Raw genomic sequence first — 13,946 nt, forward strand, 5'->3', positions numbered from 1 at the left:
CAAGCTCGCACACTGGCCGGAGGCCGCCACAGCCGCTTGTCGGCCGGCATCAGTGCGGCGCGGGTTCGCGCGGGGTCGGCGGGTGGCATTCGGGGCCGCGGTCGTCGTCCTCCGTACGCGGCCAGAAGCGATCTTCCAGAGCCTCGCAGCTCCGGTTCAGCCGTACCAGGACGTCGGCCAATTCACGCACCTCCTCCGGGGCCCAGTCCGCGACGACACGTGCCAGGCAGGACTGGTTGACCTCCCGGTCCTCGGCGAGCCGACGCCCGCCCTCATCGGTGATGCGCAGCTTGCGGGCCATGCCGCCGTCCGGGTCCGCGACGCGTTCGGCCAGTCCGCAGCGCAGCAGCGCCGCCGTCTGGCGGTTCACGGTCGAGGTGTCGAGTCCGAAAGCGTCGGCCAACTGCCCGATGGACATGGGGCCTTGGGTGTCGATCCGGCTGAGCAGCAGATAGGCGGACCGATCCAGACGCACAGGCTCGCGCTCGCGCCGGACGAGCACTTGGTGTCGTGAGAGCAGCATCAGCTCCCGCTCCAGCTTCTCCAGCACTTCGCCTCCCACCCTTCGCATCGGTTCATTATCGCCGATCCGCGGCGCCCCTCCCTCGTACGGGACGGTTCTTATGCCCTGCGAGGGAGGGCAGGGGCCGTATCCCTCCGACCTGTCCGGCTCTCCGACCTCTCCGGTCCTCCGGTCTCCTCAGGCGACAAGCACCGTCCTGCCCGTTCAGGCGACGAGCTCGGCCGACGAGCTCCGCAATATGCATGATACATAACATGTGTACTATGCACTTCTCGTCCTCACCCGGACGAGCCACTGCCTCACCCGGAGGACCCGCATGACCGTCACCACGTCCACCGCCTCCCGCGCAGCCGAGCTCCTGTCCCGGCCCATCACGCTCAACGGCCTGACCGTCCCCAACCGCATCGCGATGGCCCCGATGACGCGGATGTTCTCCCCCGGCGGCGTGCCCGGCGAGGACGTTCAGGCCTACTACGCCAGCCGGGCCGCCGCCGGCGTGGGCCTGATCGTCACCGAGGGCACTTATGTCGGGCACGAGTCCGCCGGGCAGAGCGACCGGGTGCCGCGGTTCCACGGCGAGGACCAGCTGGCGGGGTGGGCGAAGGTCGCGGCGGCCGTGCACGAGGTCGGTGGCACGATCGTGCCGCAGCTCTGGCACATAGGCATGGTCCGCAACCAGGGCGAGGCCCCGTACGCCGACGCGCCCGCCGTCGGTCCCTCCGGCATCCGCGTCGACGGCACCGAGGGGGCCGGCAAGGCGATGACGCGCGCCGACCTCGACGACGTCGTCGGCGCGTTCGCCGACGCCGCCGCGGAGGCAGCTCGGATCGGCTTCGACGGCGTCGAACTGCACGGAGCCCACGGCTACTTGCTCGACCAGTTCCTGTGGGAGCGCACCAACCGCCGTACCGACGCGTACGGCGGCGACGCGGTGACCCGTACCAAGTTCGCCGCGGAGATCGTGGCGGCGGTCCGCGAGCGCGTCCCGGCCGACTTCCCCGTGATCTTCCGGTACTCGCAGTGGAAGCAGGAGGCGTACGACGCCCGGCTCGCCCAGTCCCCGCAGGAACTGGAGGCGATCCTCGCCCCGCTGACCGCGGCGGGCGTCGACGTCTTCCACGCCTCCACCCGGCGCTACTGGCACCCGGAGTTCGAGGGCTCGGACCTGAACCTGGCGGGCTGGACCAAGAAGCTCACGGGCCGCCCCACCATTACCGTTGGTTCGGTCGGCCTCGACGGCGACTTCATCCGCGCCTTCGCCGGCGAGGGTTCGCAGCTCGGCGACATCAGCAACCTCCTGGACCGCATGGAGCGCGACGAGTTCGACATGGTCGCCGTCGGCCGGGCGCTCCTCCAGGACCCGCAGTGGGCCGCCAAGATCCTTGGCAACCGTTTCGACGAGCTCCAGCCGTACGACCCCGCGGCCCTCAAGTCGCTCAGCCGGTAGGAGCACCGGCACCACAGGCGTCGCGCGCCCGCGCCTCGTACGGCTTTCCGAGGGGTGGACCGCCCGTCCCGGGCCAGGGCAAGGTGTGGCACTGTGATCTGGGCCCGCACGCCCCTGGAACCTACGTCGGAAGGGAAATTTATCGTGACCGACCCCAAGGACAGGCTGGACGCACTGCGGACGGAAGTCGAGCGCCGCAACCCCGGACAGCCCGAGTTCCACCAAGCCGTGCGAGAGGTCCTGGACACCCTGGGCCCCGTCCTTTCGGCCCGCCCCGAATACGCCGAGAGCGGGCTCGTCGAGCGGCTCCTGGAGCCGGAGCGGCAGATCATCTTCCGGGTGCCGTGGACCGACGACCGCGGCCGGGTGCACGTCAACCGCGGCTACCGGGTGGAGTTCAACAGCGCGCTCGGTCCGTACAAGGGCGGCCTGCGCTTCCACCCGTCGGTGGATGTCGGCGTGGTGAAGTTCCTCGGCTTCGAGCAGATCTTCAAGAACGCCCTGACCGGCCTCGGCATCGGCGGCGGCAAGGGTGGCAGCGACTTCGACCCGCACGGCAGGTCCGACGCCGAAGTCATGCGTTTCTGCCAGTCGTTCATGACGGAGCTGTCGCGCCACATCGGTGAGCACACCGACGTCCCGGCCGGCGACATCGGCGTGGGCGGCCGCGAGATCGGCTACCTCTTCGGCCAGTACCGCCGCATCACCAACCGCTGGGAGGCCGGTGTCCTGACCGGCAAGGGCCAGGGCTGGGGCGGCTCCGCGATCCGACCGGAGGCCACCGGCTACGGCTCGGTGCTGTTCGCCGCCGAGATGCTGAAGGTGCGCGGCGAGTCCCTCGACGGGCTGAGCGCGGTCGTCTCGGGCTCCGGCAACGTGGCTCTGTACACCATCGAGAAGCTTCAGCAGCTGGGCGCCAACCCGCTGACGGCGTCGGACTCCTCCGGTTACGTGGTCGACGACAAGGGCATCGACCTGGCTCTGCTCAAGCAGATCAAGGAGGTGGAGCGGGGTCGTATCAGCGAGTACGCCGCCCGGCGCGGCCCGTCGGCCCGTTTCGTGCGTGACGGCCGGGTCTGGGAGGTTCCGGCGGACGTCGCGTTCCCCTCGGCCACGCAGAACGAGCTGGGCGCCGACGACGCGCGCACACTCATCGCGAGCGGCGTCAAGGCGGTCTCCGAGGGTGCGAACATGCCCACCACCCCCGATGCGGTGCACCTCTTCCAGGAGGCGGGCGTCGCCTTCGGTCCGGGCAAGGCCGCCAACGCGGGCGGTGTCGCCGTCAGCGCCCTGGAGATGGCCCAGAACGCCGGCCGGGTCGCGTGGAGCCGCGAGCGGGTCGAGGACGAGCTCGCCGGCATCATGCGGTCCATCCACGCGGTGACGCACGAGACGGCCGAGCGCTATGGTGCGCCCGGCGACTACGTGACGGGCGCCAACATCGCGGGCTTCGAGCGTGTCGCCGGCGCGATGCTCGCCCAGGGCGTCATCTAGTCCGTTGCCCCGGGTGTGCCCGCCCGTACGCCGGTGTGCCCCGCTCCTTCTCCAGAGGGCGGGGCACGTCGGCGGCGTCGTCGGGATCTGTCAGCAGCTCAAGTTGTTGCCGGCCGGGACCCCGAGGATCGAGACGAAGCTCTGGTACGCGTTGATCCGGCTCTGCACCTGGGCGGGGTTGCCGCCGTTGCACTCGATGCTGCCGTTGATGCTGCGGATGGTCTCACCGAACCCGGCGCCGTTGACCATGGCGTTGTGCGGAGTCATGGTGCCGGGGCCGTTCTGCGTGTTCCAGTACCACAGACCCGTCTTCCAGGCGACGGCCGAATCGGTCTGCACGAGGTTCGGGTTGTGGAGCAGGTCGATGCCGAGCGCGTCGCCCGCCGCCTTGTAGTTGAAGTTCCAGCTCAGCTGGATCGGCCCGCGTCCGTAGTAGGCGGACTGGCCGGCCGGGCAGCCGTAGGGCTGCGTCGCGTCGCAGTAGTGCGAGTAGTTGGCGGTGTTCTGCTCGACGATGTAGACGAGCCCGCCGGTCTCGTGGCTGACGTTGGCGAGAAACGCCGCCGCCTCCTGCTTCTTCACCGTGTCGCTGCCGGTGTTGGCGAAGCCCGGGTACGCGCTGAGCGCTGCGGTCAGACCGCTGTACGTGTAGAACGCGTTCCGGTTCGGGAACATCTGGTTGAACTGGGCCTCGCTGACCACGAAGGAGTTACTGGACGGCGGAGTCGTCGGGCCACCCCCGCCGTTGCAGCTGTACGGGTCCCAGTACCAGGTGCTGATGACGGGGTCGTAGCCCGGGTTGTCGTGCTCGGCGATGTAGTAGCTGCCGTCCGTGTACCTGACGATGTCGCCGGCCACGTACGAGTGGCCCGCGGCCCAGTCGGGGTAGGCGCAGCTCCCGCCGGTGCCGCCCGAGCCCCCGCCGCAGGCGCCCTGGTCGGCCCAGACGGCGGCGGCACCGGGCGTCTCGCCCTGGGTCCACCACTTGGCCTGCCAGTTGTGACTGCTGTACGAGGCGGACGTACCGCCGGTGTAGACCGAGGCGGAATTCCAGGCACCGGCGCAGGTGGCCGCGGCGGAGGCGGGGGACGCCAGCGGTAGGAAGAGGGCGAGTCCTACCGCGACGGCGAGTGCGGTGAGCAGAGCGATGAGCCGTTGTCTCGACACGCGACCACTCCTTCTGGGAGTTGAGTGGGATCTGGGCAGACTCAAGCGGAATGGTCTGCACCTGTCAAGGTCCAGACCAATTTCTGCGCTCCGCGCGGCGCGACGGCGGGTGCGATACGACGCGGGCCCAACTACGCCCAGGGGCACCGATCCTGTCGCCTACCCGCGCCCTAAAGCGGCAGGCCGAGCGAGACCGGGGCGAGGTCCGGTGGCAGCCGGCGCACGGCCCTCGCCACGGCTTCGTGCGGCGAGGAGAACACCCCGAGATCAGGCGTGACGAAACCCCGTCCCACGCCGTACATGCCATCGCTGTCCGCGGACAGGCACGGACTGCCCAACGTCAGGCGGGGGCGGGTGGTGATCGAGAAGCGCAGGGCCCAGTGGCTCGTGAAGGGGTAGAGCGCGCGCAAGGCCGGCTCCGCGTACGCCGCCTCGATCAGGGCTTGGTACTGCTCCTGCCAGGGGTGTTCCGGTTCACGCGCCTCCTGGAGCAGGTGTCTCCATTCGGATTCCACCAGACGCACGGGATCGAGATCGGGCACCTCGAAGTGGCCGGTCAGGTGCACGAACGGTGCGGCCCGGCGGATGTCAGCCAGGGAGTCCCCGTCGTACCAGGCCCGGGCCGCTGCCGCGACCTGCGCCAGGTCGTCCGTCTCACCATCGATGAGGCATGCGACCTGATACGGCTCCTCGCCGCGGACCGACCATCGCCGCTCGTGCTGCCATGCGCTGATCCGCAGCGGCTCGCGGTGCGGCAGAGTACTCGCGACGCTCGCCTGGAGCAGCGAACCGGAGCCGGGCGACTCGGCGGGCACGGCGTCGAGGCATCCTGCCCCCGCGACACGGAGCGCTTCGGCGAGAGTGCCGCAGGCCGCGACGTCGGGGTACAGGGCGGCTGGATCTGAAGGTGTGGACACAGCTCTCCATGACGTAGACGGTGGCGCCGGCGCGCCCGAGTTCGACGGCCTGGGCGCGTCCGGCGCCGCGGGTTGCGCCTGCCACGAGCGCGATCCGGCCTTGGAGAGTGCCTTGCCGGGCGGTGTGCTGGGCGGTGTCCTGGGCACTGTTGCGGTGCGCTGTGTGCTGGCTCATGGTGTGCGTCGTCCACGGTCGCATGCAAACGGATCGCATCACCTTTTGTCCGAGTGTCCCCTACGTTCCTCCCCGGGCCCCCGGCCGTGGTCAGGCACTCCCGTCCCGGATCCCGCCGGCCGGAGCGGCGCGCGGGATCCGGGACGGGCCGGGCCCGTGCTCTCACAAAGTCAGGGTGAGAGTGAAGGGTTGTGTGGTGGTGCCGGCGCTGTTCCTTGCGGTGAGGGTGCGGTGGTAGACGCCCGGCAGCAAGGCGGTGCCGGTGATGGTGGCGGTGCCGTTGCTCGCCGGGGTGAACTTGAACCCCAGGGGAAGGGCGCCGGTTTCACTGATGGCCGCCGTCGGGGTTCCCGTACTGGTGACGGTGAAGGTGAAGCGGGTCAGCAGTCCGGCAGTGGCGCTCGCCTTGCTCGTGATGGCCGGGGGCTGGCTGACGCTGATCGTCAACTGGCCGGTGGCCTTGCCCGCACTGTTGGTGGCGGTGATGGTCAGCGGGTAGGTGCCGCCGCTCCCGGCGGCCGGAGTGCCGGAGAGGGTGGCGGTGCCGTCACCGTTGTCCTTGAAGGTGACCCCGGCGGGCAGGTTCCCCGACTCCGTCACGGCGGGGGCCGGGGTGCCCGTGGTGGTGACCGTGGTGGTGAACGCCGTGCCGCTGACGGCCGACACGGCGGTCGGGCCGGCGATCGCAGGCGCGGTACCGCCGGCCACCGGAACGGTGACCGTGATCGCGGAGCCGGCACCCACCGGGGTTCACGCCGACCGGGTGCCGCCGTACGCCTCGCCGAAGGGCGCGCCGTTGAGGGTGCTGCCGTCCGGGACGGTGACCGGCACGGAGACCGGGGAGCCGCCGGAGTCGGTGACGACGACGGAGCCGTTGTGGACCGACGCGGTGACGGTGCCGGCGGTCTTCGCCGCGGTCCAGGCCGCGGACTCGGCCAGCACCTGGGACTGACTGGCGTCGGTCATCTGCACCAGGGGTGCGGTGTACCAATTGCCGTACTGGGCCTGCATGTTGCTCAGCAGAGTCAGGAGCGTGTAGCCATAGTCCGAGGTGGTTCCGTCGACGGTCCTGGTGGCTGGGCCGACCAGGTTGGCCTGGTGGGCATCGTTCATCCGGGGATCGGCGGACAGTACGTGACCGAGCATGATCCGGGACTCCGCGGCCAGCACCGTGGCTTCTGTCGCGGGTGTGGTCGTGCAGGTGGTGGATGGCGTGCTGGAGCACTTGCCGGCCTCGGCGGGGTACTGACTCGCACCGATCGAGGATCCGGCGGCGACGTAGGCGGTGTTGTACTCGTTCAGCTCGTCGGGCCAGTTGGCAGCGTTGTAGTAGATGTTGCTGGGGTAACGGGGCGCGGAGGCAGCCGTGTTGGCGGCGCCGGTGGAGCTGGTGCCGGTGATGGCGTACGACTGCGGCTGGCGCGAGGCGTCGGCACCGAAGACGGTGATGCCGGTGTCGGCGAAGGCCCGGGGGATGTTGGGGTTCTCCAGGCCGGAGTGCTCGCCGGTGACGACGGAGTGGGTGCTGAAGTCGGTCAGGCCGTTGTTGGCCGCGAAGGCGTCGTCCAGGCCGATCTCCTGCTCGATGCTGGAGTCGGGCGTGGTGCTGGTGGCGGGCACCCAGCCGGCGGCGTTGGCACAGCCGATACCGGAGTCGGTCGCGGTCGGGTAGCCGGCGGTGCTGCCGGGGCCGCCGCCCGGGCTGGTGGCGCCGGTGTCGGTGAAGGCGTAGGACGTGGCCGCGCCGGTCGGGTCCTCCTTGACCTGGCCGACCAGGCCGAAGCTGGTGGATCCGGCGGGGGCGCGGTAGATGTCGTATCCCCAGAAGCCGGTGCCACCGGAGTACCGCGACTCCAGTTTCGCCAGGCTCGGGCCACCGCCGTTGGGCGCGTCCGGCCAGGACAGCGCGACGGATCCGTTCGCCGCGACGGTGACCTGCTGCGGGGTCGAGGGCTCCGACTCGCCGTAGGCGGTGGCGGCCGTGATCTCGTAGGTGTATCCGCCGGCGGTCAGTGACCCGCCCGTTCCCGCGGTGGGCGCGTTCGCGGGTTGCGGGGCCGCGACCGTGCAGCCCAGGAACATGTGCGACCAGGTGTGGGTGATTCAGTCGAACTGGCCCTGCTGCTTGAGCAGTTCGTTGACGAAGGCGGCGTCGTTGGGGTAGCCCGGGTCGACCGCCTGGCCCGGGTCGGTGTAGGTGGTGCCGTTCACCGCGGTGCTGCCCGAGCAGTTCGCGTTCGACGTCTCGTTCGCGGTGGGCGCGGTGCACGCGCCGACGGCGTTGAACGCGAACTCCAGCTTGATGCCCGTCTGCTTCTGCCAGTTGGCCACGTAGTCCACGTCCGCGGCGCTCATCTGGGTGTCGGGCGGAGCGTCGGCCGTGTTGCCGCCACGCCCGGCCGGCACAGCACGTCATCGGGGTCGGTCGCCGCCGGGGTGCACTGGTACTTGTTGCTCCACTCGTTGTCGGCGATGAACAAGTCGTCGACATCCTGCCCGAAGTAGTTGCGGTAGAGGCCCAAGTGGGTGTTCTGCGTAACCCAGTTGATCAAGCCGGGGGGCGAGCAGCAGCCACGGCAGCTCGGTGGCGTTGTAGTCGAAGGTCAACGCCAGCTCGGACACACCTGCTTGGGCGTCGGCAGCGGGGTGCTGATAGACGGCGGCCAGCGTCTGTCCGGCCGCGTCGCGCAACCACGGCGTTACGGGGGCGCCCGCGACCGGCGTCGCCGGGTAGCCGTAGGAGCCGACCTCGAACGGCACCGGGCCCTTCAGCTCGGGCAGCCCGGCCAGACCGGCCGCCGTCAGCTGCGCGGTGCCGCTCATGGCGCCGGAGCCGCCCGCGGTGAGGCCCACCGAGGCCGACGGATACACATACCCGTCCACTTGACGCACCCCGAAGGCCGACTCGTAGCTGTCCAGAGCCGTCAGCTGCCCGGCGCTGAACCAGGCCGGCGAGTCCGCGAACACCACACCGTTGTGATAGCCGTGCGCGCCACTGGACAGCGCCCGCAGCGACACCGTCTCACTGCCCAGCTCCCCGGCGGCGTTCACCTGCGTGTATGCCACGCCTTCGGTGTCCAGTGCGTTCTGCCACGCCGCCGTGGTGGGGTCCCCCTGGCCGCCGCCGATCAGGAGGCCTTTGAGATCCAGCTGCGGAGCCGAGTCCGCGAAGGCCGGCACCGCCGCCTGCGCGGTCGTCACTGAGGTGACCGCGGCGACCCCGGCTACGGCCCATCGTGCTGCGCGTCTTATCACTGTGCGCCTCCCCATCTCCTCGCGTGTCCCGCCCGCCCCCACTGCCCGGCCAGGCGACTAGCACAGCATCCGGCGCTCTCGGCGCGCTGAGCATGGACATGGGGAGAAGCAGAGAAGAGCTTCATCCGCGCCTTGCCGGGCCCGGGGGCATCCGGGGGTGGCCGTCGGGGCGGCGGCCAGGGGGGCGGCGACCAGGGACGCGTGACGCTGTGCGCGTGCGCCTCGGGGCCGGGGTCGGGGCCGGGGTCGGGGTCGGGGCCGGGGTCGCTCATGCCATGGCCAGCTGGACGTCGTCGAATTCGTCGATGCGGTCGGCCCGGCTCAGCGATTTCCGGCGCGCCCCCAGCCTCTGGATCACTGCGCCGCCGTATCGCTGGACGTGTCAGTCGGCGCCGGGTCACCCACGCCATGGCAAGCTCGGCGGATGGACGATGCGGTCTGCATGCGGTCTGCAGGCGGTCTATGAGAGCGACGGTCGATCGAGGAGTAGCCAGGGCGGCCTCAGCAGCACTGCCGGACGACCGTCGGCTGTCGACTGTCGGCGGCTGACGAGCGATGACTGACGGCTCGCGGCCGACGGCCTACGCGCCCACGGCCTACGGCCGACAACGGGACCCTGGCCGACCCCGGGCTCGGCGATGAGTTCTCGCCGCCTGGAGAGTCTCAGCATCGTCATCGTCAGCGCAGGAGGAAACACATGACTCAGCTACTGAGAGTTCAGAACTTCAACATCTCGAGCGACGGCATCGGTGCCGGTGAGGATCAGACCTTCGAGAGCCCGTTCGGCCATGGCGTCGATCCCGCGAAGCTGTTCGCGTGGGCCGGCGCCACGGCTAGCTGGCCCATGCGTACGGACCCCGGGGGCAGCCGTGGTCTCGACGACTACATGACGCGGGACTATGCACGCAACATCGGCGCCGAGATCATGGGCCGCAACAAATTCGGGCCCCAGCGCGGGCCCTGGGAAAACCATGAGTGGCGCGGCTGGTGGGGTGACGAGCCACCGTTCCGCACTCCGGTGTTCGTCATGACCCACCACGAGCGTCCTTCGTTCACGCTCTCCGACACCACGTTCCACTTCGTCGCCGGTGATCCCGCCACGGTCCTTGCGCAGGCGCGGGAAGCGGCTCAGGGCCAGGACGTCCGACTCGGCGGCGGGGTCTCCGTCATCCGGCAGTTCCTCGACGCCGACCTCGTCGACACCATGCATGTGGCAGTCTCACCGATGAAGCTCGGATCCGGGCTCAAGCTATGGGACTCCCCCGATGAGCTGCTCGACCGGTTCCACCTCGATGTGGTCCCCAGCCCGAGCGGCGTGACGCACCACTTGTTCTGGCGAAAGTGACACCGGAATTCCGCGAGGTGCCCTGTTCGGCGCGGATACGACCGCGGTCGGCCTCCCTCCCTGGAGGCCGGCCGCAGCCGTTTTCGGGCTCGGCCCGCGCGTCCCGGTGTCGGCCGCAGCACCACCCGTTCTCGTCTGGTTTCTCGTCCGGCCATGGCAGCCGACCACGCCGACGACCTCGCTCCCGACGACCCACACATCGACGGCGTCGCCCACCGCATCGTCGCGGCGCCCCTGGAACGTTACGGATCCGGCCTACCGCCCGAGCTGGATGTGACGTTCGAGATCCCTAGGCTCATCCAGGGCACGGTCAACGCCGCCTCCCGGCGTGGCAAAGACTCGACACCCTGATACGCGCGCGGCTGGGTCTGTGACCCTGCGAACCTCTTGGCTGTACGGAGCGGAGAGTTAGCTGTGCTCGCAGGGGAGACCGGATCGGCGTTCTGTGAGCGGCACCTGGGTCTGTGGCGAGCCACCGTCTCTCCCCTGCATACGGTCGTGTTCGACACTCAGCCGACGTTCGCCGGCCGCACAGGCCGCTCTTGAACGGATGCCGGTGCCCCGAGCGGCGTTCGTCATGACAAGCTGCACATTCCACTTGCCCGAAGCCAGGAGGTCCCCATGACCGCAGAGCACGCCTCACAAGAAGGTTCGGAGCCGACCGAGCCCGAAGGCACGGCCCCGGAGCCCGAGGCCACTGCCTCAGCGCCCGAGGGCACTGCCCTGGCTCCGGACGCCAACGGTCAGTACGACCTGAAGCGGCAGTTTCGCGAGGCGCTTGCGCGTAAGCGCGGCACCCAGGCGGACGCCGGTGCCCACGCTGGAGACTCCGCCGCGTCGAAGGTCCGCGGCGCGCACGGCCCGGCGTCGAGCCAGAAGTCGTTCCGCCGCAAGAGCGGAGGCTGACGGCGAGACCTCGCGCACCGGCTCGGCGGCCGGTGCGCGGGGTCGAAGCGTGGCGCACCTCCAGTTCGAGGGCGTACCAGAGCACTCCCCCATCCCGCACATGCATCTCCGCAGCGCCCCGGTCGCCCCAGCTAGGCCCCGTTGGTCGGGCGATCCGTCGGCCACATCGCCAGCCACCTGGCCGGCGGCTTCAGCACAACCGCGCCGGCAGCCGACGCCGGGGGGGATCAGCGGACGCCAGCTGAGAGAGGGGGGAGAGACTGCCGTCAGGCCCACTCACCGGGCCGCCCGTCCTGAGCCGCCGGTCACGCCGTCGAACTGCTGCTGACGATGATTTTCGGGCGGCCCAGCAGTCCACCCCATCGTCAGCAACGCAACCCAGAACCGGCTCAGGATGGACTCGATGACGAACATGCCCAACCCCCCTGCTGCGGCCGAGCGCTCTGAGGGCGCTTACGCGCACGTCAACGGCCTCACGATGTACTACGAGACCCACGGCACCGGCCGCCCGCTGGTGCTGCTGCACGGCGGCGCGCTCACCATCGACTTGTGCTTCGGCGCCCTCCTGCCCGCGCTGGCCACGACACACCAGGTGATCGCTGTCGAGCTGCAGGGGCATGGACACACCGCCGACACCGACCGCGAGATGTCGGTGCCCAGGCTCGCCGCGGACATCGTGGCGCTGCTCGACGTACTCGGCATCGACCGCGCCGACCTCTTCGGGTTCAGTCTGGGCGGCATGACCGCGCTGGAGACGGCGCTTCACCATCCCGAGCGGGTGGGCCGGGTGATTGTGGCGTCCAGCCCCTACCGGCAAGACGGCTACCTGGACGAGATCCGCGATCCCGCGCAGCATGCGGGATCGCGGCGCCTGCCGACCCAGGCCGACTTCCAGGAAATGGCCGACGCGTATGCGGCCGTCGCTCCCCACCCGGAGCATTTCCATGAGTTCATGGCGAAGTGCTCGGCGGCCGCGGGCTATGAAGGATGGTCGGAGGACGACCTGCGGGGGCTGGCCGCACCGGCCCTCCTGATCCTCGGCGACACGGACTTCGTTCGCATCGAACACGCCGCGCAGCTGCACCGGCTCCTCCCCGATGCGCGCCTGGCGATCCTCCCGGACTGTCGGCACATGGACGTCATGCGCCGCGCGGAACTGGTCCTGCCCATGGTGGAGTCGTTCCTCGCCCCGTAAAAACCTTCCGGCCTCGTCGCACCCCCGTATGTCCTTCTGGTTCAGGCTGGTTCAGGTGACTTACCCGGTTGTTGACTCATTTGCGTGACGAGGGTCGAGGAGATGTGGGCCAGGACGGGGTCCGCCGCGATGAAGAACGTTTCCACTCCGGCCAGTTCACGGTTCATGCGGGCCATCGGCATTTCGTACTCCAGGTCGCCAACGCCGCGGACTCCGCGGACCACGACGTCGACTCCGACGCTGCGGCAGTAGTCGACCAACAGACCGGTGTGGGAGTCGACCGTGACGTTGCTCAGGTCGCTCGCTGCCGCGCGGAGGCGCTCCAGCCTTTCCGTGATGGCGAAGCGGCCGGTCTTGCTCGCATTGAACATCACGCACACGACGACCTCGTCGAACAACTGAGCCGCGCGCCGCAGCACGTCCTGGTGCCCTTGCGTGACCGGGTCGAAAGATCCTGGGAAGAGGGCTCGCATGATCGGAGAGAGTAACAAGTAGCCGTCCCCCGGGGTGAAGTGGTGGGCTGGTCGGCCACGGCATGGCGCTCGCCACCGACCGGGGGGACCCGACCGTGTGACGGCCCCGCGTCGCTCGTACGAGGGCGTGCGGCCGGAACATCAACGGCCTCGCGGCCCGCTCAACTATCGTCCGAGCCAGGCCTGTTGTCCGCTGCCACAAGCACGCAGGGGCGGTGACAGACACACAGCCGCAGACGCAGACACAGGCACACCGCCCACCGCCCATCGCCCACCGCCCACCGCCCACCGCAAGGAGACACCATGACCGTGTCCGACCGTTACCGCACCTCCTGGGACGGCTTCTGGGAGCAGAGCTCCGGTGAACCGGGTGAGCCCTTCTGGGACGCGGACCCCGCCCTCACCGCGCAGCGCGACCTCGACCACCTCGCCCCGTACGCCGACCACGCACTCCCCGTCGCGGACCTCGGCTGCGGCAACGGCACCCAGACCCGCTTCCTCGCGACCCGCTTCGCCCGCGCCGTCGGCGTCGACCTCTCCGCCGCCGCCGTCGCCCACGCCCGGCGCGCCGACCAGGACGGCGCAGCCGCGTACGAACAGCTCAACCTCGCCGACCCGGTCCAGGCCGACGCGCTGCACGAACAACTCGGCGACACCAACGTGTACATGAGGGCGGTCCTGCACCAGAGCGACCCCGAGGACCGGCCCGCGGTGGCTGCCACAGTCGCCCGGTTGGTCGGCACGCGCGGCCGCGCCCTCGTCCTCGAACCCACCGGCGCGGCCAAGGAGGTCATCGCCGCCATCGCCGCACAGCCCGGGGGCCCCTCCCTCAAGCTGCGCCGTGTCAAGGAACACGACCTGCGCCCCGGTGAGGTCGCCGAGGGCGAAGTCGCCGCCCTCTTGCGCGAGGCCGGCCTGACCGTACTCGACGAAGGGACGACCGCCCTCGTCATGAGCGACTCCCACCCCGACGGCACCCCGGTGGAACTCCCCGCCCGCTGGTTCGTCGCCGGCCGCCCCTGACACCACGCGTTCTCGGAGACCGGCGC

Annotated in this window: 16 protein-coding genes and 1 pseudogene; 7 read left to right on the top strand and 10 right to left on the bottom strand. The window is 70.0% G+C overall.

The genetic code is table 11. The features are described 5' to 3' along the window. Window positions 1-49: 49 nt before the first annotated feature. Window positions 50-571, bottom strand: a complete 522-nt coding sequence (locus AB0D31_RS11800) for a MarR family transcriptional regulator (RefSeq protein ID WP_362720457.1) — start codon at window positions 569-571, stop codon at window positions 50-52. Between the two features lie 268 nt (window positions 572-839). Here AB0D31_RS11800 and AB0D31_RS11805 point away from each other — a divergent pair, with 268 nt between their 5' ends. Together AB0D31_RS11805 and gdhA are read left to right on the top strand one after the other, a co-directional pair. Beyond that, window positions 840-1,970: an NADH:flavin oxidoreductase gene (locus AB0D31_RS11805; RefSeq protein WP_362720460.1), complete on the top strand. Its 1,131-nt coding sequence runs from the start codon at window positions 840-842 to the stop codon at window positions 1,968-1,970. A 144-nt stretch (window positions 1,971-2,114) separates the two neighbouring features. Further along, window positions 2,115-3,464, top strand: coding sequence for an NADP-specific glutamate dehydrogenase (gdhA, locus tag AB0D31_RS11810; RefSeq protein WP_362720462.1), 1,350 nt, complete (start codon window positions 2,115-2,117; stop codon window positions 3,462-3,464). 90 nt (window positions 3,465-3,554) lie between these two features. Here the strand turns inward: gdhA and AB0D31_RS11815 are convergent, their stop codons facing one another. The 7 genes and pseudogenes from AB0D31_RS11815 to AB0D31_RS11845 form a co-directional block, all read right to left on the bottom strand. Continuing rightward, entirely contained in the window at window positions 3,555-4,631 is a 1,077-nt protein-coding gene (locus tag AB0D31_RS11815) for a glycoside hydrolase family 19 protein (RefSeq protein ID WP_362720465.1), read from the bottom strand. A 170-nt stretch (window positions 4,632-4,801) separates the two neighbouring features. After that, complete coding sequence (locus AB0D31_RS11820; protein WP_362720467.1) at window positions 4,802-5,548, bottom strand: DUF6193 family natural product biosynthesis protein; 747 nt, start codon at window positions 5,546-5,548, stop codon at window positions 4,802-4,804. Window positions 5,549-5,558: 10 nt separating this feature from the next. After that, window positions 5,559-5,723, bottom strand: a pseudogene (locus AB0D31_RS11825) (short-chain dehydrogenase); the annotation flags it as partial. Window positions 5,724-5,885: 162 nt separating this feature from the next. Beyond that, complete coding sequence (locus tag AB0D31_RS11830; RefSeq protein WP_362720470.1) at window positions 5,886-6,467, bottom strand: putative Ig domain-containing protein; 582 nt, start codon at window positions 6,465-6,467, stop codon at window positions 5,886-5,888. 6 nt (window positions 6,468-6,473) lie between these two features. Beyond that, the gene (locus tag AB0D31_RS11835; RefSeq protein WP_362720472.1) at window positions 6,474-7,805 is read right to left on the bottom strand and encodes a hypothetical protein; all 1,332 of its coding nucleotides are present in this window, start codon (window positions 7,803-7,805) and stop codon (window positions 6,474-6,476) included. Window positions 7,806-7,826: 21 nt separating this feature from the next. Beyond that, window positions 7,827-8,129 (bottom strand): hypothetical protein, encoded by a 303-nt coding sequence (locus AB0D31_RS11840; RefSeq protein WP_362720475.1) that lies wholly within the window; start codon window positions 8,127-8,129, stop codon window positions 7,827-7,829. A 6-nt stretch (window positions 8,130-8,135) separates the two neighbouring features. Further along, complete coding sequence (locus tag AB0D31_RS11845; protein WP_362720478.1) at window positions 8,136-8,924, bottom strand: hypothetical protein; 789 nt, start codon at window positions 8,922-8,924, stop codon at window positions 8,136-8,138. 751 nt (window positions 8,925-9,675) lie between these two features. Between AB0D31_RS11845 and AB0D31_RS11850 the strand changes: the two genes are divergently transcribed. The 3 genes from AB0D31_RS11850 (at window position 9,676) to AB0D31_RS11860 (ending at window position 11,229) form a co-directional block, all read left to right on the top strand. Further along, complete coding sequence (locus AB0D31_RS11850; protein WP_362720481.1) at window positions 9,676-10,323, top strand: dihydrofolate reductase family protein; 648 nt, start codon at window positions 9,676-9,678, stop codon at window positions 10,321-10,323. 153 nt (window positions 10,324-10,476) lie between these two features. After that, the gene (locus AB0D31_RS11855) at window positions 10,477-10,674 is read left to right on the top strand and encodes a hypothetical protein (RefSeq protein WP_362720484.1); all 198 of its coding nucleotides are present in this window, start codon (window positions 10,477-10,479) and stop codon (window positions 10,672-10,674) included. Window positions 10,675-10,944: 270 nt separating this feature from the next. Then, complete coding sequence (locus tag AB0D31_RS11860) at window positions 10,945-11,229, top strand: DUF5302 domain-containing protein (protein WP_362720487.1); 285 nt, start codon at window positions 10,945-10,947, stop codon at window positions 11,227-11,229. A gap of 276 nt (window positions 11,230-11,505) precedes the next feature. Here AB0D31_RS11860 and AB0D31_RS11865 read toward each other — a convergent pair whose 3' ends face one another. Next, on the bottom strand, window positions 11,506-11,643 hold the full coding sequence (locus AB0D31_RS11865) for a hypothetical protein (protein WP_362720490.1): 138 nt from the start codon (window positions 11,641-11,643) through the stop codon (window positions 11,506-11,508). Here AB0D31_RS11865 and AB0D31_RS11870 point away from each other — a divergent pair. After that, on the top strand, window positions 11,642-12,424 hold the full coding sequence (locus tag AB0D31_RS11870; RefSeq protein ID WP_362720493.1) for an alpha/beta hydrolase: 783 nt from the start codon (window positions 11,642-11,644) through the stop codon (window positions 12,422-12,424). The genes AB0D31_RS11865 and AB0D31_RS11870 overlap by 2 nt on opposite strands. Window positions 12,425-12,465: 41 nt before the next feature. Here AB0D31_RS11870 and coaD read toward each other — a convergent pair whose 3' ends face one another. Next, the gene (gene coaD / locus AB0D31_RS11875; RefSeq protein WP_362720496.1) at window positions 12,466-12,897 is read right to left on the bottom strand and encodes a pantetheine-phosphate adenylyltransferase; all 432 of its coding nucleotides are present in this window, start codon (window positions 12,895-12,897) and stop codon (window positions 12,466-12,468) included. Window positions 12,898-13,200: 303 nt separating this feature from the next. On the opposite strand from coaD, the gene AB0D31_RS11880 reads away from it, so the two are divergent. Then, window positions 13,201-13,920, top strand: a complete 720-nt coding sequence (locus AB0D31_RS11880; protein WP_362720499.1) for a class I SAM-dependent methyltransferase — start codon at window positions 13,201-13,203, stop codon at window positions 13,918-13,920. The last annotated feature ends 26 nt before the right edge of the window (window positions 13,921-13,946 follow it).

Source organism: Streptomyces sp. NPDC048361, from assembly GCF_040651795.1.
GTDB lineage: Bacteria > Actinomycetota > Actinomycetes > Streptomycetales > Streptomycetaceae > Streptomyces.